General features: G+C 55.6%; 23 protein-coding genes and 1 tRNA gene. 11 read left to right on the top strand and 13 right to left on the bottom strand.

All coding sequences use genetic code 11. The annotated features are described in order from the left end of the window. Position 1 precedes the first annotated feature (1 nt). The 7 genes from ERD84_RS12145 to ERD84_RS12115 all read left to right on the top strand — a co-directional run bounded on the left by ERD84_RS12145 (position 2) and on the right by ERD84_RS12115 (position 6,283). On the top strand, positions 2 to 1,033 hold the full coding sequence (locus ERD84_RS12145) for a TRAP transporter substrate-binding protein (protein ID WP_130039861.1): 1,032 nt from the start codon (positions 2 to 4) through the stop codon (positions 1,031 to 1,033). Beyond that, positions 1,030 to 2,055: a TRAP transporter substrate-binding protein gene (locus ERD84_RS12140; RefSeq protein ID WP_130039860.1), complete on the top strand. Its 1,026-nt coding sequence runs from the start codon at positions 1,030 to 1,032 to the stop codon at positions 2,053 to 2,055. The genes ERD84_RS12145 and ERD84_RS12140 overlap by 4 nt, the downstream gene beginning before the upstream one ends. A 37-nt stretch (positions 2,056 to 2,092) precedes the next feature. Then, entirely contained in the window at positions 2,093 to 3,259 is a 1,167-nt protein-coding gene (locus ERD84_RS12135; protein WP_130039859.1) for an acyl-CoA dehydrogenase family protein, read from the top strand. A gap of 15 nt (positions 3,260 to 3,274) precedes the next feature. Then, the gene (locus tag ERD84_RS12130; protein ID WP_130039858.1) at positions 3,275 to 3,736 is read left to right on the top strand and encodes a MaoC family dehydratase; all 462 of its coding nucleotides are present in this window, start codon (positions 3,275 to 3,277) and stop codon (positions 3,734 to 3,736) included. 6 nt (positions 3,737 to 3,742) lie between these two features. Beyond that, the gene (locus ERD84_RS12125; RefSeq protein ID WP_130039857.1) at positions 3,743 to 5,011 is read left to right on the top strand and encodes an MFS transporter; all 1,269 of its coding nucleotides are present in this window, start codon (positions 3,743 to 3,745) and stop codon (positions 5,009 to 5,011) included. A 34-nt stretch (positions 5,012 to 5,045) separates the two neighbouring features. Further along, the gene (locus tag ERD84_RS12120) at positions 5,046 to 5,510 is read left to right on the top strand and encodes a hotdog family protein (RefSeq protein WP_130039856.1); all 465 of its coding nucleotides are present in this window, start codon (positions 5,046 to 5,048) and stop codon (positions 5,508 to 5,510) included. Positions 5,511 to 5,665: 155 nt separating this feature from the next. Next, on the top strand, positions 5,666 to 6,283 hold the full coding sequence (locus tag ERD84_RS12115; RefSeq protein ID WP_130040052.1) for an ABC transporter ATP-binding protein: 618 nt from the start codon (positions 5,666 to 5,668) through the stop codon (positions 6,281 to 6,283). 9 nt (positions 6,284 to 6,292) lie between these two features. Here the strand turns inward: ERD84_RS12115 and ERD84_RS12110 are convergent, their stop codons facing one another. Then, positions 6,293 to 7,801 (bottom strand): aldehyde dehydrogenase family protein, encoded by a 1,509-nt coding sequence (locus ERD84_RS12110; RefSeq protein ID WP_130039855.1) that lies wholly within the window; start codon positions 7,799 to 7,801, stop codon positions 6,293 to 6,295. A 285-nt stretch (positions 7,802 to 8,086) separates the two neighbouring features. Between ERD84_RS12110 and ERD84_RS12105 the strand changes: the two genes are divergently transcribed. Beyond that, a complete protein-coding gene (locus tag ERD84_RS12105) occupies positions 8,087 to 8,758 on the top strand; it encodes a carbonic anhydrase (RefSeq protein ID WP_245150677.1) in 672 nt (223 codons plus the stop codon). 67 nt (positions 8,759 to 8,825) lie between these two features. Continuing rightward, the gene (locus ERD84_RS12100) at positions 8,826 to 9,362 is read left to right on the top strand and encodes a DUF2058 domain-containing protein (protein ID WP_130039853.1); all 537 of its coding nucleotides are present in this window, start codon (positions 8,826 to 8,828) and stop codon (positions 9,360 to 9,362) included. Positions 9,363 to 9,410: 48 nt separating this feature from the next. Here ERD84_RS12100 and ERD84_RS12095 read toward each other — a convergent pair. After that, positions 9,411 to 9,486, bottom strand: a tRNA-Ala gene (locus ERD84_RS12095). A gap of 81 nt (positions 9,487 to 9,567) precedes the next feature. Between ERD84_RS12095 and argG the strand changes: the two genes are divergently transcribed. Then, on the top strand, positions 9,568 to 10,905 hold the full coding sequence (argG, locus tag ERD84_RS12090; RefSeq protein WP_130039852.1) for an argininosuccinate synthase: 1,338 nt from the start codon (positions 9,568 to 9,570) through the stop codon (positions 10,903 to 10,905). A 120-nt stretch (positions 10,906 to 11,025) separates the two neighbouring features. On the opposite strand, the gene argF is transcribed toward argG, so the two are convergent. Then, positions 11,026 to 11,970 carry an ornithine carbamoyltransferase gene (gene argF / locus ERD84_RS12085; protein ID WP_130039851.1) on the bottom strand — a complete coding sequence of 315 codons (945 nt, stop codon included), beginning with the start codon at positions 11,968 to 11,970 and terminating at the stop codon, positions 11,026 to 11,028. A 145-nt stretch (positions 11,971 to 12,115) separates the two neighbouring features. Here argF and ERD84_RS12080 point away from each other — a divergent pair, with 145 nt between their 5' ends. Then, on the top strand, positions 12,116 to 12,424 hold the full coding sequence (locus ERD84_RS12080) for a DUF3579 domain-containing protein (RefSeq protein ID WP_130039850.1): 309 nt from the start codon (positions 12,116 to 12,118) through the stop codon (positions 12,422 to 12,424). A 17-nt stretch (positions 12,425 to 12,441) separates the two neighbouring features. Here the strand turns inward: ERD84_RS12080 and ERD84_RS12075 are convergent, their stop codons facing one another. The 10 genes from ERD84_RS12075 to ERD84_RS12030 all read right to left on the bottom strand — a co-directional run bounded on the left by ERD84_RS12075 (position 12,442) and on the right by ERD84_RS12030 (position 20,145). Continuing rightward, complete coding sequence (locus tag ERD84_RS12075; RefSeq protein WP_130039849.1) at positions 12,442 to 13,404, bottom strand: 2-hydroxyacid dehydrogenase; 963 nt, start codon at positions 13,402 to 13,404, stop codon at positions 12,442 to 12,444. A 155-nt stretch (positions 13,405 to 13,559) separates the two neighbouring features. Next, positions 13,560 to 13,823, bottom strand: coding sequence for a 30S ribosomal protein S20 (gene rpsT / locus ERD84_RS12070; RefSeq protein WP_013741765.1), 264 nt, complete (start codon positions 13,821 to 13,823; stop codon positions 13,560 to 13,562). A 56-nt stretch (positions 13,824 to 13,879) separates the two neighbouring features. After that, complete coding sequence (murJ, locus tag ERD84_RS12065) at positions 13,880 to 15,436, bottom strand: murein biosynthesis integral membrane protein MurJ (protein ID WP_130039848.1); 1,557 nt, start codon at positions 15,434 to 15,436, stop codon at positions 13,880 to 13,882. 12 nt (positions 15,437 to 15,448) lie between these two features. Further along, a complete protein-coding gene (locus ERD84_RS12060; protein ID WP_130039847.1) occupies positions 15,449 to 16,207 on the bottom strand; it encodes a 3-hydroxyacyl-CoA dehydrogenase in 759 nt (252 codons plus the stop codon). A 76-nt stretch (positions 16,208 to 16,283) separates the two neighbouring features. Continuing rightward, a complete protein-coding gene (adk, locus tag ERD84_RS12055; protein WP_130039846.1) occupies positions 16,284 to 16,940 on the bottom strand; it encodes an adenylate kinase in 657 nt (218 codons plus the stop codon). 103 nt (positions 16,941 to 17,043) lie between these two features. Beyond that, a complete protein-coding gene (gene kdsB / locus ERD84_RS12050) occupies positions 17,044 to 17,808 on the bottom strand; it encodes a 3-deoxy-manno-octulosonate cytidylyltransferase (RefSeq protein WP_130039845.1) in 765 nt (254 codons plus the stop codon). Then, complete coding sequence (locus ERD84_RS12045) at positions 17,805 to 18,011, bottom strand: Trm112 family protein (protein ID WP_130039844.1); 207 nt, start codon at positions 18,009 to 18,011, stop codon at positions 17,805 to 17,807. Before ERD84_RS12045 ends, kdsB begins: the two co-directional genes overlap by 4 nt. 39 nt (positions 18,012 to 18,050) lie before the next feature. Further along, positions 18,051 to 19,133, bottom strand: coding sequence for a tetraacyldisaccharide 4'-kinase (gene lpxK / locus ERD84_RS12040; RefSeq protein ID WP_130039843.1), 1,083 nt, complete (start codon positions 19,131 to 19,133; stop codon positions 18,051 to 18,053). After that, positions 19,130 to 19,540, bottom strand: coding sequence for an ExbD/TolR family protein (locus ERD84_RS12035; RefSeq protein ID WP_130039842.1), 411 nt, complete (start codon positions 19,538 to 19,540; stop codon positions 19,130 to 19,132). Before ERD84_RS12035 ends, lpxK begins: the two co-directional genes overlap by 4 nt. Then, positions 19,537 to 20,145 (bottom strand): MotA/TolQ/ExbB proton channel family protein, encoded by a 609-nt coding sequence (locus ERD84_RS12030; RefSeq protein WP_130039841.1) that lies wholly within the window; start codon positions 20,143 to 20,145, stop codon positions 19,537 to 19,539. Before ERD84_RS12030 ends, ERD84_RS12035 begins: the two co-directional genes overlap by 4 nt. Positions 20,146 to 20,517 lie beyond the last annotated feature (372 nt).

Below are 20,517 nucleotides of genomic sequence, written 5' to 3'. Positions count from 1 at the left end.
GATGAAAATAAAAGCAATGCACGGTACGCGCCTGGCTGTATCCCTGGGTTTGGTGTTAGGCCTTTCGCAGGCGGCTACCGCTGCGGATACGATCACTTTGCGTGTGGCTGATTCCTTTCCCACCGGCCACTACATTCCTGATGCCTTGACCAAGCCCTTTATGGAAGAAGTCGAGCGCAAGACGAATAACGCAGTCAAGTTTGAATATTATCCGGGACAGCAACTGGGCAAGGCCAAGGACATGCTCTCGCTGACGCTGTCTGGCGTGGCTGATATTGCCTATATTGCACCGTCATTTGTGAGCGACAAGATGCCTTTGGCGGCTGTTGCGGAGCTGCCGGGCAACTTTACGACTTCATGCGAGGGAACAAACGCTTACTGGAAGCTCGCCCAAGAGGGTGGCATCTTGGACGAGAAGGAATTCAAACCGCTGGGCATACATGTGCTGTTTACCCTCGTCCTGCCGCCATACCAGGTTTTTCTGGGACACGGCGAACTTAAAGACATTGCGAGCCTGCAAGGCATGAAGATACGAACCAGCGGCGGCGCCAAGGATATTGCCGCCCGCAAGCTGGGCGCCGTGTCCATCCAGATGGCAACTCCCGAGGTACACGAAGCGCTGTCGCGCGGAACGATCGACGGCATGCTGTTTCCCTATTCCAGCATCATCTCGTACGACCTGCAGAATATGGTCAAGTATTCCACTGTAGGCGAGAACTTTGGCAGCTTCATCGTGAACTACGCCATTAGTGAAAAACGCTGGAAAGCTTTGTCGCCTGAAATTCAGAAGGCCATGACGGAGGTCGGTAATGCCATGACAGCCAAAGCGTGCGAAGTATCGCAGGAACGCGAGTCGTCCGACATGAAGAAAATCGAGGCAGCGGGCGACAAGCTGGTGACACTGTCCGACGCAGACAAAAAAACCGTTCACGAGCTGATGGGCACTGTCGGTGCGGAATGGGCTCAAGAGCTGGATAAACGCGGTAAGGCGGGTACCGAAGTCCTTAATGCATACAAGGAGGCACTCAAGTGAAAAAAGCACTTATTTCAAGTCTGGCCGCGATGACGGCCTGCGGCATGTTTGTTTCTCCTATAGCGTCTGCCGAGCAGACGCTACGCGTCGCCGACTCACTGCCGGTAGGCCATTTCTTTGCTGAGTACGCAACCAAGTATTGGATGGAAGAGGTCACCAAGGCAACCGGTGGTGAAATCAAGTTCAATTACTATCCCGCCGAGCAATTGGGCAAAGCCAAAGATTTGCTGGCCTTGACGCAGTCCGGCGTAGTCGACGTCGGCTATGTCGTTCCATCGTATGCTTCAGACAAAATGCCCTTGACAGCCGTGGCAGAACTGCCGGGCAGTTTTGATACCTCGTGCGCCGCCACCCTGGCTTACGAGAAATTGGCCACCAAAGATGGCATCCTGGCCAAGAAAGAGTTTGAACCCAACGGCGTACGGCTGATGTTCACCCTTGTGCTGCCGCCTTACCAGGCCTTTACCGGCGGCAAGCCGCTTACCGATATCAAAAGCATTGAGGGCTTGAAGCTGCGCACTGCGGGTGGCGCCATGGATGCGACGGTGCGCAGCTTTGGCGGGGTGCCGGTGCGCATGGCGGCGCCTGAACTATACGAGTCGCTGTCTCGCGGTACGGTCGATGGCATGCTGTTTCCTTATGCCAGCTTGCTCTCTTACGATTTGGCGGGAATTACAAAATACGGTACCACCGGAGAAAACTTTGGCAGTGCCGTGCTCACTTATGTAATCAGCGAGAAGCTCTGGAAGACTTTCTCTCCCGAGGTCCAGAAAGCGATTTCCGAGGTGGGTAAAAAGACGACTCAGCGCGTGTGCAGTATGACCGATGATGATACGGCCCGCGATATAGAAAAAATCCGTGAAAAGGGCGTCACCTTCGTGCATTTCGAAGGTGAGGATCGCAAGGTCATCGATGCCAATATGGTTGAGGTCAGCAAGCAGTGGGCCGAGAAGCTTGATCAACGCGGCAAGCCTGGCTCCGAGGTACTCCAGGCCTTTCATGAAGCATTGAAGTCACAGTAGCAATCAGGCATTCACCACAATATTGGAAGCAGGTTAAATGGACTTTTCTTTTACTCCCGAGCAAGAATCAATAAAAGATTCTATTTCAAAGATTTGCGATCGCTTCGACGATCAATACTGGCTGGATAAAGACCGTGAAGGCGGTTTTCCCTTCGAGCTTCACCAGGCGCTCGCACGAGATGGCTGGTTGGGTATTTGCATACCCGAAGAGTATGGTGGGTCGGGCTTGGGGATAACGGAAGCGGCGATCATGATGCAGACGATCAGCCAGTCGGGGGCCGGGCTTAGCGGCGCCTCGTCAGTCCACATGAATATTTTTGGTCTGAACCCGGTTGTTCAGTTTGGCACCGAAGAGCAAAAGCAGCGCATGCTGCCGCCGCTCATACAGGGCAAGGAAAAGGCGTGTTTCGCCGTCACCGAACCCAATACCGGCCTAAACACAACACAGCTGAAGGTCAAGGCCGAGCGCCAGGGCGATCATTATGTGCTCAGCGGCGCCAAGGTCTGGATATCCAGCGCCCAGGTTGCGGAAAAGATGTTGATCCTGGCACGGACCACGCCTATCGAGGAGGTCAAGAATCACAGTGATGGACTCAGCCTTTTCTATACAACCCTGGACCGCAGCACGGTTGATGTGCGTGAAATCGAAAAGATGGGCCGCAAATGTGTGGATTCCAATGAGCTATTTATTGATGGGCTTAAAGTGCCTGTAGAAGACCGCATCGGCGAAGAAGGCAAGGGGTTCAAATATATTCTGCATGGCATGAATGCGGAACGTATTCTGATTGCCTCCGAGGCAGTGGGCCTGGGCCGGGCTGCGTTGCGCAAGGCGGCCACCTATGCCAAGGAACGTATTGTGTTTGGCCGACCCATAGGACAAAACCAAGGTATACAACACCCTTTGGCTGCATGCTGGATGGAACTGGAGGCGGCCAATCTCATGGTGTTCCATGCTGCTACGCTCTACGACAAGGGTGATCAGGCGGGTACTCAAGCCAATGCCGCCAAGTACTTGGCGGGGGAGGCCGGCTTCAATGCCTGCCAGACGGCCGTCATGACACATGGCGGCTTTGGCTATGCCAAGGAATATCATGTTGAGCGCTACCTGCGCGAAATCATGATTCCCCGTATTGCGCCCATCAGTCCGCAACTGGTGCTTTGTTATATCGCAGAACGGGTACTCGGTCTGCCTAAGTCTTACTAATCCTGGAGCATTCACATGGCAGGTCTTTATTTCGAAGAATTTACGGTTGGGCACGTTTTCAGCCACAGTCTGACGCGCACAGTAACCGAGATGGACAACACCCTGTTCTCGGCATTAACCATGAACCCACAGCCTCTACACATGGATGAAGAGTTTTCTTCCAAGACTGAGTTCGGGCAACGGTTGGTCAATAGTTTGTTTACCCTGGGCCTGGTCATAGGTATTACCGTGACCGACACCACCCTGGGGACGACAATTGCCAATCTGGGTATGACGGACGTCAACTTTCCCAATCCGGTCTTTCACGGCGACACCATCCATGTTGAAACTACTGTGATCTCTACACGTTTGAGCAAATCACGTGGCAATGCAGGTATTGTCGAGTTCGAGCATAAGGGCATCAACCAGCGTGGTGAAACGGTTTGTCTGTGCCGACGCTCCGCGTTCATGAAATGCCGTCCGGAGGCTGGCAAATAGCTATTCATGAAAAATGCAGCAGAAGGTTTATCTGGGAAACCATCCAGCACCCTGATGGCGGGCCTGGCGCTGGCGCTGGCTTTTCTGTTTAATGTTCTGGGGCGCGGTATTGGTGATACCTATATGGTATTCCTGTTGCCGCTCAATGCCGAGTTTGGCTGGAACCGTTCCGAGTTATCCAGCGTTTACTCTATCTATATGCTGTCCACTGGGCTATCGGCGCCTTTCGTGGGCATGCTTTTTGATCGTTGGGGACCCAGAGTTGTTTACGCCACAGGGCTGACATGCCTGGGTATAGCCTATGTGCTGGCTGGCAATCTTACCCAACTTTGGCAATTTCAATTGTGCGTGGGCATTGCCGGAGGAATAGGTGTGTCGGCATTGGGCATGGTCCCGGCGGCTGGTCTGATCAGCCGCTGGTATCGGGGCAATACGGGTACAGCCCTTGGCATCGCCTACTCTGGTGTGGGTTGCGGAACGTTGCTGATTGTCCCGTTGGCACAGTACCTGAATGAATCCATGGGTTGGCGCAGTGCCTATCATATTTTGGGCGTTGGCCTGTTGGTCCTTCTTCCGATTATCCTGTTTTTGCCGTGGCGCACTTTGCGGGCAGGCATACGCCCCGACGCCGTGCCGGATAGAAGTACGTCGACCTTGCGCGAGCCGGGTAAGCCGCAAGTCAGCCCCTTGCGAACTGCACTGAAAACCCGCGCTTTCTGGGAGCTGGCACAGGTCTTCGGTTTTACCGGGCTGGCCATGTATGTGATTCTGGTGCAAACCGTGGCCTTCTTGATCGAGATGGGCTTTGCGCCTCTGCAGGCGGCTGGTGCATTTGGCATCGCAGGCATGCTGTCTGTCATTGGTGTTTCAGCCTCTGGCGCACTCGCCGACCGTATTGGCTATCGCCGAACGGTGACGGCCAGCTTTGTCTCTACCTTCATAGGTCTGTTGTTTCTATTGGCCATGACTTACCAATCGTCTGCCTGGCTGTTGTTTGGCTACATAGCCATGTTTGGCATTGCACAAGGCGCCCGGGGGCCTATTGTGTCCAGCCTTTGCGCCAAGATTTTTCCTGGCCGAGGTCTGGGTACGATTTATGGAACCATATATGCGTGCATGTCGATAGGCGCTGCCCTGGGGTCTCTGGTTTCAGGTGTTCTGCACGACATAACCGGTGGATACCAGGCCAGTTTTTATTTTTCCATGATTAGCCTCTTATTGGCCATCGCTCCGTTCTGGACCTCGGCGACATTGAAGCGCTTTGGGCGTAGCTGATTATTTTTAGAAACTCGTTGAAGGAGACTTACATATGGCGGATCAGATGATGACCATCGGTCATGGGTTTTATTGGGATGACCTGGAGCTGGGCTTCCGATTCAGGACGGTTTCCCGAACCATTACCGAGACGGATTTGGTCAATTTTGTGAATCTCAGCTGGTTGACCGAAGAATTGTTCGCCAATGCCCATTCTCGTGAAGACATGGCGATCAAGGCGCGTGCTGTACCGGCTGCTTTGGTGTATTCCTACGCTGAGGGCTTGCTCACTCCCAGCATGCAGCATACTGGGCTGGCTTTTTTCAATGCTGAGCTGGATGTCAAAGGTCCGACACTGGTCAATGACACCATTCATGTTGAGTGCGAAGTCATCGAGCTGCGGCCTGGTTCAAAGGGTAATCGGGGGCATGTCCGCACGCTCAATCGAGTCGTCAATCAGCATGGCGAAACTGTGATTCAGTACAACCCTTTGCGTCTGATGAAAATGCGGCCGCAATAAGACAGGCCAGGCCTCAGTCATCCAGCTGTTTTTTTTTGCGTGATGCGTGCCGTTTCGGATTACTTAATCGACTTCGACCTATCTTAGGCTACTGTGGTTGGTGCGATTGGCACAAAGTGTGGCGGTGTAACGTATTCATGCGTACACTTGCATCCATGTTGCGGATCAATAATCTCAGTAAGCGGTATGGCGATCATCTTGTGTTTCAGGGGCTGACTCATACGTTTGCCCCGGGCTGTGTGGCCTTCTGCGAAGAAGAAAGCACCGGCAAATCCTGCTTGCTGGAAATTCTCGCAGGTGTCATTGCCCCCGATACTGGCGAAATCTGGGTCGGCGGGCATTCGCTGGCCGCCGAGCCACGGCAAGCCAAGGCCCGTATAGCCTATGTGCCCGAAAATTGCTTGATATTCCCCGAGTTGACGGGGCGTGAGTTGCTCGAACGAATCGCCTTGGATAAGCACACTAGCCTCGACGAGGAAGTGCTTGCTCTGGCATACCGCCTGGGGCTCGAGCCGCATCTGGACAAGCGCTTCGAGCAGATGTCAACGGGTACGCGCCGCAAGGTATTTCTTACAGCCGCCGCTTTGGGAGAGCCGTCAGTTGTGATTGCAGACGGCCCCAGCGATGGGCTGGACAAGCAGGCACGCGCCGCGCTGGCCGATCAGTTCAGGGTGTGGTCCCGAGATCGGATCGTGCTGTTCGCGAGCCACGACCCAGAGCTGGTGCGGGCCTGTGGTGCTGTGGTGATGCGTGTCGCTCAGCTTGGATGTTAGTGCGAACCATCAACCATGATGTGCAGTGACCGTCTTGACACGTGTAAACCCGTACAGAGCCTCAAAGCCTTTTTCACGTCCGTGACCAGACTTTCCTACGCCGCCAAAGGGCAGTTCGATACCGCCACCTGCGCCGTAATTGTTAAGAAACACCTGACCGACATCCAGGTGCCGTGCCATGCGCATCTGACGGCTACCGTCGCGGGTCCATACGCCCGCTACAAGGCCGTATGGTGTGCCATTGGCGATCTCTATAGCCTCTGCCTCGTCTTCAAAAGGGATCAGTACTTGTACCGGACCAAAGATCTCTTCTTGCGCCAAACGGTGATTGGGCGGTACTTCGGAAAACAGGACTGCGCGTACAAAATGTCCGTTAGTGGCGGCGTTTTCGCGGATTGTGCCCTCGGCCGCGACGTTCAGTTCGGCTTTGCCCAGATCAATATAACTGCTGACGATACTTTTTTGCTTGGCTGATACCAGCGGACCCAGATCGCAACCATCTACTGCTGGCCCGGCCACCAGGTTTCGATAGAGCTCGCTCATGCGTTGCTTGACCTCATCGTAGATGCTGCGCTGTACCAGCACGCGTGAAGCGGCCGAGCAAGTTTGCCCTGCATTCTGCATGCAGGCGCCCACCAGGGTGGGCATGGCTTTATCCAGATCACAATCTTCGAACACAATATGCGGTGATTTTCCACCAAGTTCGAGCGTAACGGGGATGACGTTTTGGGCGGCCGCCGTCTGGATATGTTTTCCTGTTCCGACAGAGCCGGTAAACGATACATGGTCGATGCCGGGATGCGTGGACAGTGCTGATCCGGCCTCGGCACCCAGGCCGGTCACGACATTCAATGCGCCGGCGGGCATGCCGGCCTCGAGGGCGATCGCCGCGAACGCCAGCGTCGAGACCGAGGCGTCTTCGGCGGGCTTGACGACGCAGCTATTGCCCGCAGCCAGGGCGGCGCCGACCGCGCGGCCCACAATTTGCATGGGGTAATTCCAGGGGATGATAATCCCGCACACGCCGTGTGGCTCGCGCAAGGTAAAGACGGTGAAGCCATCCTGATAGGGAATGGTATCGCCCATCAGTTTATCGGCTGCACCGGCATAGAACTCGAGATAGCGTGCCAGTGCTTTTGAATCATTAAGCGATTGGTGTAGCGGTTTACCCACATCCAGCGCCTCGATCATGGCCAACTCATCGGCACGCTCAAGCACCAGCGCTGACATTTTCATCAGGATGCGGCCACGTTCAGTGGCGGTCATGCGGCCCCACGCGCCGCGCGAGGCGGCGCGGGCCGCTGCAACGGCCGCTTCAACATCTTCGTTGCTGCCACGTGCAATGACGCCAATGGTTGCGCCGGTGGATGGATTCTCTATGGGCAGGGTCTTGCTGGATGCGGCGTCCCGCCATTGGCCGTCGATCAGAATCTTGGAAGTATCAAACCAGACGGTGGCTTGCAGTTCATCGCTGGCTGTTTTTGTGATGGTGCTGGTGTTGGTGTTGCTTGAGGCCATTGCCCGTCTCCTGTGATAGTGAGTCCCGCCGTCGGCAGATTTCATCGTATATATAGGGATATTTCATTGTAAACACCGTACGCCAATATGTAAGTTGCTCAAGGACAAGCAAGCAAGACACGATGTCGAAATAAGCCTGACGAATATTTATATTGTCATGAGTTAAATCAACATGTAATCTATGGATACAACTAAAATCAGGAGCCGGATATGTGCAGACTATGTATACGCGGTAGTACCTTGGGTAAAGCGCCCGAGTCACCCTCCAGACGTGCTGCCCTTGGCATGATAGGTGCATTGTCATTACTGGGTATGTCTGCAGCGGCTGGGATCGCCCACGCAAAATTACCACCCAAACCAGAAAACGTACTTTCTCCCGATCAAGCCCTTAAGCGTTTGATTGAAGGAAACGAGCGATACACTGCAGGCCAGAGCAAAAGCCGAAGCTTTACATCCACACGTGCAGCATTGGTTGACGGGCAAAACCCCTACGCTTCTATTTTGAGCTGTGCTGACTCTCGCGTCAGCCCCGAATTATGTTTTGACGAAGCAAGAGGTGACCTGTTCGTAACGCGCGTTGCCGGCAACTATGTCACCAGCGATATTCTGGCAAGTCTGGAATATGGCGTCGCGGTTCTGAATACGCCGTTGATCATGGTGCTGGGGCATACCAGTTGTGGCGCGGTAAGCGCGGCGGTTAACACATATGACAAGCAGGCCGAATTTCCCGGCCACATTAACAGTATAGTTACCGAGCTGATGCCAGCCGTACGGGCCGCTGCTAAATCCCATCAAGGTACACTGGTACAGGCAGCTACCATTGAAAATATCAAGCAGAACGCAAAGCGCTTGCAAGAGGCCACGCCCATACTGAGTCGGGCAGTTCAAGCTGGTCAGGTCAAGGTTGTTGGTGGTCTTTATCATCTCGGCACAGGCGAGGTAGAACTCGTCGCATAATCATTGCCGGCAACCAAAAGGTTACGAGCCCGGCGTAGAGTGGGGCATTATTTACGGAGTCGAACATATGGTTTCGCTGCAGGAGCAGCTTTTGAAAGCGGGGCTGGTTAACAAAGGCAAAATCAAACAGGCCCATCACGATAAGAGCAAGCAGAAGAAGGTTGAACGCCAGAGTGGCACGCAAAGCGTCGATGAGGCTCGGCTTGCCGCCCTTGAAGCACAGCACCGGAATCTTGAGCGGACCCGCGAACTCAATGCCCAGCGCGTTGCCACCGCCAACCAAAAAGCCATCATGGCGCAAATAGTTCAAATGGTGCAGCAAAGCCGCCAGAGTAAAGGCGCTGGCGATATTGCCTATAACTTTACCCATGGCACGACCATAGAACGGATACATGTGTCGGCCGAGGTGCAGGCGCATTTGGTTGCCGGGCGTCTTGTCATCGTTAAGCTAGGCAGTACAGCTGAACTCGTCCCCCGGATAGTTGCTGACAAAATTGCCGAGCGCGACCCTTCGCTTGTGGTGTATGTGAAAAAGACCAGCGCCAGCATCGATGAAGACGATCCGTACGCTGCCTTTCAGGTTCCAGATGACTTGATGTGGTAGCTCCGGCCAACAAAAAGCCCCAACTGATGTCAGTCAGGGCTTGAATCTTGGTGGAGAAGAGGAGGATCGAACTCCCGACCTCTGCATTGCGAACGCAGCGCTCTCCCAGCTGAGCTACTCCCCCGGAGCATTGTTATTCTATCAAAATTCTTAACGGTTATAATGCCCGGTTAGTCGAAAATCTTTCCAAGGCCTTATACCACCCATGACAACCATTCTTGAAAACGTTCCAGCCGGCCAGAAGGTCGGTATTGCTTTTTCTGGCGGGCTGGATACCAGCGCTGCATTGCTGTGGATGCGCAACAAGGGTGCCATCCCTTATGCCTACACCGCCAACCTGGGGCAGCCCGACGAAACCGACTATGAATCCATTCCGCGCCGCGCCAAAGAGTATGGCGCCGAGGATGCGCGCCTGGTCGATTGCCGCTCGCAATTGGCTGCCGAGGGTATTGCAGCCTTGCAATGCGGCGCTTTCCATATTTCGACGGCTGGCGTGACTTACTTCAACACGACGCCTATAGGTCGAGCTGTCACCGGTACCATGCTGGTGGCTGCCATGAAGGAAGACGACGTCAATATCTGGGGCGACGGCAGCACCTATAAAGGCAACGATATCGAGCGTTTCTATCGCTATGGTTTGCTGACCAATCCTGCACTCAAAATCTACAAACCCTGGCTTGATCAGGTGTTTATCGACGAGTTGGGTGGCCGTGCCGAAATGTCCGAATACATGCAGCAGGCCGGTTTCGACTACAAGATGTCTGCCGAAAAAGCCTATTCGACTGACTCGAATATGCTGGGTGCCACGCACGAAGCCAAAGACCTCGAGTATCTGAATTCGGGCATCAAGATTGTCCAGCCCATTATGGGTGTTGCATTCTGGCGCGATGATGTGCAGATCAAGGCTGAAGAGATCACGGTGCGCTTCGAGGAAGGTCAGCCCGTGGCATTGAATGGCGTAGAGTATGCCGATAGTGTCGAGCTGATACTCGAAGCCAACCGCATTGGTGGCCGCCACGGTTTGGGTATGAGCGACCAGATCGAAAACCGCATCATCGAGGCTAAAAGCCGTGGCATCTACGAGGCCCCCGGCCTGGCTTTGTTGCATATTGCCTACGAGCGCCTGGTGACGGGCATCCATAACGAAGATACGATCGAGCAATATCGCATAAATGGCCTAAGGCTGGGCCGCTTGTTGTATCAGGGCCGCTGGTTTGATCCACAATCGATCATGCTGCGCGAAACCGCACAGCGCTGGGTGGCGCGTGCCATTACCGGCGAGGTCACACTCGAACTGCGTCGCGGCAATGACTATTCCATCTTGAACACGGAATCAGCCAATCTTACTTATCAGCCCGAGCGCCTGACCATGGAAAAGGGTGAGTCCACCTTCTCGCCGCGCGACCGCATTGGCCAACTGACCATGCGTAATCTCGATATTGTCGACACGCGCGACAAGCTGTTCACTTACGTGAAGTCGGGCCTGCTGGCGCCTGCTGCGGGCTCAGCCTTGCCGCAACTGAAGGACGACTCCAGCAAGTAGTCTGGAAGGCATTCTTTCGGTATATCAGGGCGGCTCACATGAGCCGCTTTGTTTTTGGGTATACATAAAAAAACCGGACCTCGATGAGGTCCGGTCATGACGCCGAGTATGCTGGCAGGATCAGGCGGGCAGTTGTCCCAGCAACAGGAATTCCATGAGCGCTTTTTGCACGTGCAGACGATTTTCGGCTTCGTCCCAGACCACACTTTGGGGTCCGTCGATGACTTCTCCGGTGACTTCTTCGCCCCGGTGGGCCGGCAGACAGTGCATGAACAAGGCCTTGGGATCGGCGGCAGCCATCATGTCGGCATCGACGCACCAGTCGGCAAAAGCCTTGCGGCGTTCTTCGTTTTCGTCTTCGTAGCCCATGCTGGTCCAGACGTCGGTGGTGACCAGGTGAGCGTCTCGGCAGGCCTCGATGGGATCGGCGAATTCCTGCAGGATGCCGGCTGGGAGCTGGCCTACGCGTTGCGGATCGAGCTGGTAACCGGCGGGTGCCGAAACGTGCAGACGGAAGCCAAGGATTTCAGCCGCCTGTAGCCACGTATAGGCCATATTGTTGGCATCACCTATCCAGGCGACCGTTTTGCCCGCTATGGGCCCCTGGTGCTCTATAAAGGTGAAAATATCAGCGAGGATCTGGCAAGGATGGAATTCGTTGGTCAGCCCGTTGATGACTGGCACGCGGGAATGCGATGCAAAGCGCTCGATGCGGGTTTGCTCGAAGGTGCGGATCATGACCAGGTCGACCATGCGCGATATGACACGGGCCGTGTCCTCGATGGGCTCTGAGCGCCCCAGCTGCGAGTCGCCAGTGGTAAGATGTATGACTGAGCCCCCAAGCTGATACATGCCCGCCTCAAAAGAAACACGGGTGCGGGTGCTGGCCTTTTCAAAAACCATGGCCAGGTTGCGATCGTGCAATGTGTGATGCGGCTCGTAGCGCTTGAACTTTTTCTTGATCAGTTGCGCACGATCCAGCACATACTGGATCTCGGTTTTTGATAAGTCGCGAAATTGCAGGAAATGCCGCAGTGGTCCGGTTTTTGGTGTGGCGTCAGACATAATAAGCCTTGTGTAAAAGAGCCATCTTACCTTGCCCGCTGGTCATCCGCAAAAAACGGATGCCATGGGCCAGGATCATATACAATTCGCGGCGCAGGGAAAGTTTGGCAAGCCTGAAATGGCTACGATTTGTCCGCGGAAGTTTATGACCCAATTTGTGCAGCAACTAGTTATTCGTGGCCTTACTCTGGACGGCCAGCGTTTTCGCCCCAGCGACTGGGCCGAGCGTCTTGCGGGAGTAATGTCACAGTTCCGACCGGCGGGCGCCGTAGGAGACCACCTCACGTATTCTCCCTATGCCGTGCCAGTTGTGCTTGATGGCGTCCGTTGTGTGCTGGTTGATCATCGCCTGCGAGATCTCGAGCCTTTGGCCTGGAAGTTTGTTTGCGACTTTGCAAGCGATAACAAGTTGCAGACTACCGAAAGAGAGGTTCCAGGCCCTTTACGCCCCTAGTGGGGCGTTTTTTATGGCTATAGCGCGGGTACAGGCGTGATCACTTTGCCTGTAGTGGCGTAGGCGTCGACGTTATCCAGCACCAGGTCGATCATGGCCTTGCGTGTTTCGTTTGTGGCGCTACCGATATGAGGTACGATCACGACGTTATCCATCGATTTCAGCGCATCGGGCACCTTGGGTTCGGCTTCATAGACATCGAGGCCCGCACCACCCAATTCGCCGCTGGCCAAGGCATTGACCATAGCGGTTTCGTCTATGACCGAGCCGCGTGAGATATTCACAATGATGCCGTTGGGGCCAAGTGCCTTGAGCACTTCTGCGTTGATCAGGCCTCGTGTGCTGTCGCCGCCAACGGTGGCGATGATCAGGAAGTCGGCCCAGGAGGCTAGGTCGACCAGCGAGGCCTCGTAGCCGTATGAAATACCAATGCGCTCGCTGCGATTGTGGTAGCGGATGTCCATGTCGAAGCCGGCGGCGCGCTGTGCAATGGCCATGCCTATCCGGCCCAGTCCGACGATGCCCAGCCTTTTGTGGCTGACTTTGGCACCCAGCGGGAAGGCGGCATCAGTGCCCCACTGATGGTCCCGAACATAACGCTCAGCGTGCCCGAGTTTGCGTGCGGTGGCCAGCAACAGACCGAAAGCCAGATCGGCAACGCAGTCATTGAGCACCTCGGGGGTATTGCTGACCAGAATCTTTTTGCCCTGGGCATGCTTGACATCGATGGCGTCGTAACCCACACCCTGGCTGCATATGGCCTTGAGCTGGGGCAGGGCGTCGATCAGGTCGGCGGGTGTGGGCGTCATGGCGCTGGTGACCACAACTTCGATATTGTCTTTACGCTCAGCAATAACGGATTTGGGATCAGCCTCTTTCCAGAGCTCAATGACATCGAAATGCTTGGACAGGCGTTCTTGGGCGTAGGGGGCATTCAGGGGAAGCAATTGCAGGATAGCGCGTGCTGCGGATGTACTCATGGACATGTCTCGTATGGGTTCGGTTGCTGTTATTGTGTATAAAAACTTTTTTGCTTATGCAGACCAAACTATACCCCACAAAAAAAACAGGACGCCTAGAGCGTCCTGTTTTGCTGGGGTTGCCCCCGATTTTGCCGACTAAACCCTGGCAGCAATTAGGCTAGGGCTTTTACTGCGGCTGCAAGGCGGCTTTTATGACGGGCAGCCTTGTTTTTGTGAATAATGTTCTTGTCGGCAACGCGATCGATAATGCTGGTGGTTTTTTGGAAAACTTCAGCAGCGACAGCTTTATCGCCGGCTTCGATTGCTTGGCGCACGCGTTTGATCGACGTACGAAGCATAGAGCGCAGGCTGGCGTTGTGTTTGTTGCGCTCTACCGACTGGCGAGCACGTTTGCGGGCTTGGGCAGTATTGGCCATTGTGCGTATCCGTGTATCTGGTGGGGGTTTAATTCGGCAAAGACAGCTATTCTATATTATTTGCCATGTCGTGTAAAGTCTGATGGCCTGAAACCGCAGCAGAAGAGCACGGCGAAATAGGTCAGGGCGCCGGCAGCTACCACGCCAGCCAGCCAGAGCACGCGCAAACCTGGCCATGCGCCCAGTGCCAGCCAGTCAAGCTGTTGGCCCGCTATCCATAGCACGGCCGATAGGGCGGCCAGTGCAGGAAGCATGCTCAGGCCAAAACGAATCCAGCCGGGGCGTGGGGTGTAGTAACCACCGCGACGCAGCAGTACGACCAGACATAAGGCATTCACACTGGCACCCAGCCCTATGGATAAAGCCAGGCCGGCATGGGCAAACAGAGGGACCAGAATCAGATTGAATAGCTGTGTCAGTACCAACACAAGCAGCGCGATGCGTACCGGCGTTCGAATATCTTGTTTGGCGTAAAACCCCGGTGCCAGGATCTTGATGGCCAGCAGGCCTATCAGGCCCACTGCGTAAGCCATGACGGCCAGACGGGTCTGCATGACGTCGGCGGCGCTAAAGGCACCATAATTGAACAGGGTGGCGACCAAGCCGTCTGACAGCAGAGCCAGGCCTATGGCAGCTGGCAGGCCAAGCAGCAGCACGAGCCTCAAGCCCCAGTCCAGCAGACTGCTATAACTGGCATGGTCTTGCTTTGCGTGGGCAGCCGAAAGCCTGGGCAGCAGTACAGTACCCAGGGCGATACCCAGCAGGGCGGTGGGAAACTCCATCAGCCGGTCGGCAAAAGACAGCCAGGTGACGCTGCCGGCCTGCAGCCAGGTGGCAATATTGGTGTTGATCAGCAGCGATATCTGGGCGACCGAGACGCCTAATATGGCGGGCAACATCTGCCGCATGATATGTTTGATGGTGGGGTCTGCCCAGGCCTTGCGCACGCTCAGGGAGTAGCGGGGCAGCAGGCCCAGCCTGGCAAGTGCAAACCACTGCACCAGCAACTGGGCTATGCCGCCTATCATGACCCCCGCCGCCAGCGCATAGATTGGCGTCTCGAAGTAGGAAACCAGAAACAGGCTGGCGCCTATCATGGACAAGTTCAGCAAGACGGGTGTGAAGGCCGGTATCGCGAACTTGCTCCAGGTATTGAGTACGCCCGAGGCAAAAGCCACCAGCGACATGCAAATAATGTAGGGAAACATCAGCCGCGTCATCCAGACCGCAGCATCGAATTCGGTTTGCTTTGCAGCGCTGCGCATGCCGCTGGCCATGGCGCTGACCACCCAGGGAGCGCCAATAATGCCGATCAGCGTAACCAGCATGAGGGCAAAGGTCAGTATCAGGCAGACCCGGTCAAGTAGCACGCGGACGGCTTCATGATCGCGAGTGCTGCGTGCTTCGCCAAGTATGGGGACGAAAGCCTGTGAAAAAGCGCCTTCGGCGAACAGCCTGCGCAACAGGTTGGGGATACGGAAGGCAACCCAGAAGGCGTCGGTCAGGGGACCGGCGCCAAAAGAGCTGGCGATCAGGATGTCGCGAAACAGGCCTGTTATGCGGGAAAGCAGCGTAAAGCTGCTCACCGTGGCGGCGGACCTGAACAGGCTCATGGGGAGGATTACTTATTTTGGAGCCATGCGAATGGCGCCATCGAGACGGATGGTTTCGCCATTGAGCATTTCGTTGTTAATGATGTGCTGGACCAGTCTGGCATAGTCTTCGGGACGCCCCAGACGAGACGGGAAAGGAATGCTGGCAGCCAGGGAGTCTTGTACTTCTTGAGGCATGCCAAATACCATGGGTGTGCCAAAAATACCGGGAGCGATGGTCATGCAGCGTATGCCGACCTTGGACAGGTCGCGTGCCAGAGGCAGAGTCAGGCCAACCACGCCGGCCTTGGACGATGCGTAGGCAGCTTGCCCGATTTGACCGTCGTAGGCAGCCACCGAGGCGGTGTTGATGAGGACGCCTCGCTCACCCGTCGCTTCGGGCGTATTGTTGCCCATGGCCGCGGCAGCCAGGCGGCACATATTGAAGGTGCCAATCAGATTGATGGAGACGACTTTCTGGAAGAGGTCCAGTGCATGCGGGCCGTTCTTGCTGACGGTGCGCGCAGCAGGAGCAACGCCGGCACAGTTGACCAGACCGAACAGGGTGCCGGCTTTCAGGGCAGCATCGACAACGGCTTGCCCGTCGGCTTCGCTGGTGACATCGCAATGGACATAGGTTTGCCCCAGCTCCTTGGCCAGTTGCTGGCCGACTTCGTCCTGCACGTCGGCGAGTATGACTTTGGCGCCTTCAGCCACCAGCATGCGGGCGGTGCCAGCACCCAGACCGGATGCACCGCCGGTCACGATAAATACTTTGTTCTTGATGTCCATGTCTCTGTCCGTATAGAAAATCTATATTAAAAACGGGCATTGAGCCCGTTAAGGAACCTCTTGGTTCTATGTGGAATCAGGCTTGCAGCGCCTGGAATATGCGTTCTTTGATATCGTCAACTGCACCCAGTCCGGAAAGCTGGCGGTAGGCTGGTGCATCGGGGTTGCCCGAAGCTGCCCATTCTGAATAATAATCGACCAAAGGACGAGTTTGTTCGCGATAGACAGCCAGACGATTCCTGACGGTTTCTTCCTTGTCGTCGTCGCGTTGGACCAGAGGCTCACCGGTGAGGTCGTCAGTATTGGGTGTTTTGGGCGGATTGAATACGGTGTGGTAGCTACGTCCGCTGGCTGGATGCACACGGCGTCCGCTGATGCGTTCGATGATGTTCTCTTCGGGCACCACGATTTCCACCACAAAATCCAGCTTGACCCCGGCTTCTTTCAGGGCGTCGGCCTGGGGAATGGTGCGGGGAAAACCGTCAAATAGATAGCCATCCTGGCAATCGGCTTGTGTCAGGCGGTCGCGGACAAGGCCAATGATGATGTCGTCGGAAACCAAGCCACCAGTATCCATGATTTTCTTGGCTTCAAGACCCAAAGGTGTCTGGGCCTTGACGGCGGCGCGCAGCATGTCGCCAGTGGAAATCTGGGGAATGCCAAATTTTTCGGTGATGAATGCTGCCTGGGTGCCTTTACCGGCGCCGGGTGGACCGAGCAATATCAGTCTCATGAATTTCTCCTGGAGTTTCGTTTTTCTAACTTTTTCCGATTATGCCGCAACGCAGCAAATTCTGCACGTCTTCGGTGCCGGAGCCAGTGAATTTGAAGACGATTTATAACCTATTTGTGAAAATTTCGCGTATGCGGTCCAGGTCTTCCTGTGTGTCCACTCCTGCCGCCGGGTGTGTGGCAGCAATGTGCACAGCAATGGAGTAACCGTTTTCGAGGGCGCGCAACTGCTCAAGCGATTCGAATGATTCCAGTGCACCGACAGGCAGGCCAGGGTAAGCCATGAGGAAGTTGCTGCGGTACGCATACAGACCTATGTGGTGCAGGGCGGACAGGCCTGGGGCCAGTTTTTGCGAGCCGTCAGCCAGGGCATCGCGCGCCCATGGTATGGGTGCTCTGGAAAAATACAGTGCCCGCTGTCCGAGGGTACAGACGACCTTGACAGCATTGGGATTGAACAGCGTCGCTGCATCGGTAATGACCGTCGCGCAAGTGGCAATCGCAGCATCGGGGGTTTGTGCAAGCAACTGGGCAACTGCGTTGATTTGGGCCGGGTCTATCAGGGGTTCATCGCCCTGCACATTGACCACGATGCTGTCGGCTGCAAGCCCAAGCTGGGTGGCGACCTCGGCCAGGCGGTCAGTGCCAGTGGGGTGGTCGGAGCGAGTCAGTATGGCGTCGAAACCGTGCGCCTGGACGGCGGCCTGGATCTGGCTGTCGTCGGTGGCAACGACAACACGGCTGGCTTGTGATTGAGCCGCTTGCTCGGCGGTGCGAACCACCATGGGCTTGCCGCAGATGTCGAGCAAGGGTTTTCCGGGCAGCCGTGTAGAGGCAGCGCGGGCCGGAATGACAGCGATGAAGCTCATGCTGGTTCGGCGGCGCTTTTGGGTTGGTCGGATTGGGGTTCGGCCAGGTCGCGTGCTTCGGCTTCGAGCATGATGGGGATGCCGTCACGGATGGGAAAAGCCAGTTTATCGGCCTGGCATACGAGCTCTTGCCGTTCACGATCGTGGCGCAGGGCTCCTTTGCACAAGGGACAGGCCAGAATTTCAAGCAGGCGGGATTCCATGCGTGGGCTCCAGAAAAATCGAACAAATAAGGAAGTAGTTTAAAGCCTGGGCGTTTTATCGGCCATGGCAGATTTTTGTGCGGCAATGACGGTCAGTCGTTGATGGCAGCGCTCGAGCCAATCGGGGTCCGAAAAGACGGGTTCGGCATACACCACCCACAGTCTGGAATCATTGAAGCGTCGGCATTTCACGGCATCTTTGCCGGTGATCAGGATGATGGGATCTGATAGGGCGGAGAACGGTGAGTTTTCGTAGGCGTCGTGGTCGGGCAACGCCACTGTCTGGTTCAGATGCAGCCCTGCGGCGCTGAGCATGGAAAAAAACCGCTGGGGCTGGCCGATAGCGGCCACGGCGCTGAACGTTTGCTGACTGTGATCGGACAGCCAGGTGGTCCAGTTCACACTGATGCCTGTGCTGAGTTGCTCAACTCTGACAGGAGCCAGGTGCATGGACAGCCGCTCAGGCTGGGCCTGATACGCGTGGGCAAGGGTTTCGCCAGGCTGAAGATTGGTGATCAGGATGTCGATATAGTCCAGGCGGCTGGCGGGCTCCCGCAAGGGCCCGGCAGGCAGGACACGGCCATTGCCGATGCCGCGCCCATCTTGTACGACGATCTCCAGGTCGCGCCCCAGCGCCAGGTGTTGCAAGCCGTCATCCGCAATAACGACGTCAATCTGAGGATACGCTTGCTGCAGTTGTTGCAGTGCCAGCACCCGTTTGGGGTGCACGGCTACCGGGGCCTGGGTGGCTTGCGCAATCAGGGCGGGTTCATCGCCAAACAGGGCCGGGTCGAGCTGGCCTTGGCCCGTTCTGGCCTGCTTGCCCACCGTGGCTCCATAGCCTCGGCTGATGACGCCGGGTTGCCAGCCGCGTGCCTGCAAAGCCTGGGCCAAAGCAATGACGACAGGTGTCTTGCCTGTTCCGCCCACATAGATATTGCCCACAATGACGACGGGCAGACGGCTTTGGTGTGTGAGTTCGGGATGGCGCTGGTAGCGCAGTCTTTTGCGAGCAATAATCGCTCGCAGCACCCATGATAGGGGCAATAGCAGGGCGCTGATCAGCCCTTTTTTTTGCCAGGCCGTATGCAGGGCCTGAGTGAATGACGTGGCGTTTTTCAAGGCGAATTCTGGGTAGCGAAATTTACGCGGACTATGCCCGCCAGCCGGGCCGCTTCCATGACACGGACGACGGATTCATGCGAGGATAAGGCATCTGCGTTGATGATCAGAATGGCGTCGTCGTGGCCCTGGGCGGCAGCACGCAAGGCCACAGATAGCTCTTGTGCTGTCGTGTCCGTCAGCAATTGGCCGTCCAGAGCATAAATACCTTGCTGGCTGACGGCGATATTCAGGGCGTCGTTCTGCAGGGTGTCAGCCTGGGCTTGGGGCAGCGTCAGCTTCATTTGGCTGTAGCGGGTAAACGATGTCGTGGCCGCAAGGAAAATCAAAATCACCAGCAGCACATCAATGAGTGGAATCAGATTGATCTCCAGATCATCGTCGGCCTGCCTGGACCTGAAGTTCATGGCTGCACTCCGCGGTCTATCATGCGATTGAGGGCGCTGGCTTCGCGTTCCAGCTTGTGTAGATAGTGTTCGACACGTGAGCGGTAGTAGCGGTGAAAAATAAGGGCAGGGATGGCAATAATGATGCCGAAGCCGGTGTTGTACAAGGCGATCGAAATGCCGCGGGCCAACTGCGAAGGATCACCGCCCGCCGGCGTATACGAAGCAAAAATTTCTATCATGCCGACCACGGTTCCAAATAGTCCCATCAGCGGGGCCACTACGGCAATGGTAGCCAGGGCCGGCAGGTATCGGTTCAGATTGTGCGCGACATCTTTGCCTACATCCTCAATAGCAGCAACCCGATAATCATGGGTTTCATCCCGATTGATCATGACTTCGGCCAGCACGCGCCCCAAAGGCGAGTTGCCGGCAATGCGCAGGATCGCATCGGGACTGCTGTGCTTTTGCCTGAGCAGCTCCAGGACTTGCTCGGGCAGGCGTGGAGGAAAGACCAGTTTGCTGCGTAGTGACATAAAGCGCTCGATGATCAAGGCGAGTCCAAGCACAGATGTGGCAACCAGCAGCCAAATAGGCCATCCGGCCGCATGAATGATTTCAAGCAAAATGATCTCCGCGTATGACAGGCCTGCGCATTTTACCGGGTGGCGTATATTTATGGATGATATGGACGGAAAAGAGTGGGCCAAGTTAATACTGCGGCGCGGCTGGCTTCAAAGTAACTGGCGACGCCAGCCTACGCCATATGACCCGTCAAAAACTAACAATAGCAACAAAATTCTGCTGAAATTGGCGTGGTGCATGGCTTTCGAGCGGCTATCCACAGAAACTGTGGATAATTCTGTGCACAAGTTATCCGATAGGCGCTAACCATAGGCTTTGCAGGTTCACTGGCTAATTTCAGCTCATTTTGTAAATTTTATAAATATGCTTATATATCAATTGATTGTGGGATTAATTTAAGGTGAAAGTAGACC

Source organism: Pollutimonas harenae (genome assembly GCF_004153685.1).
In the GTDB taxonomy this organism is placed as follows: Bacteria; Pseudomonadota; Gammaproteobacteria; order Burkholderiales; family Burkholderiaceae_B; genus Pusillimonas_C; species Pusillimonas_C harenae.
This window is presented reverse-complemented; position numbering and strand designations above follow the sequence as displayed.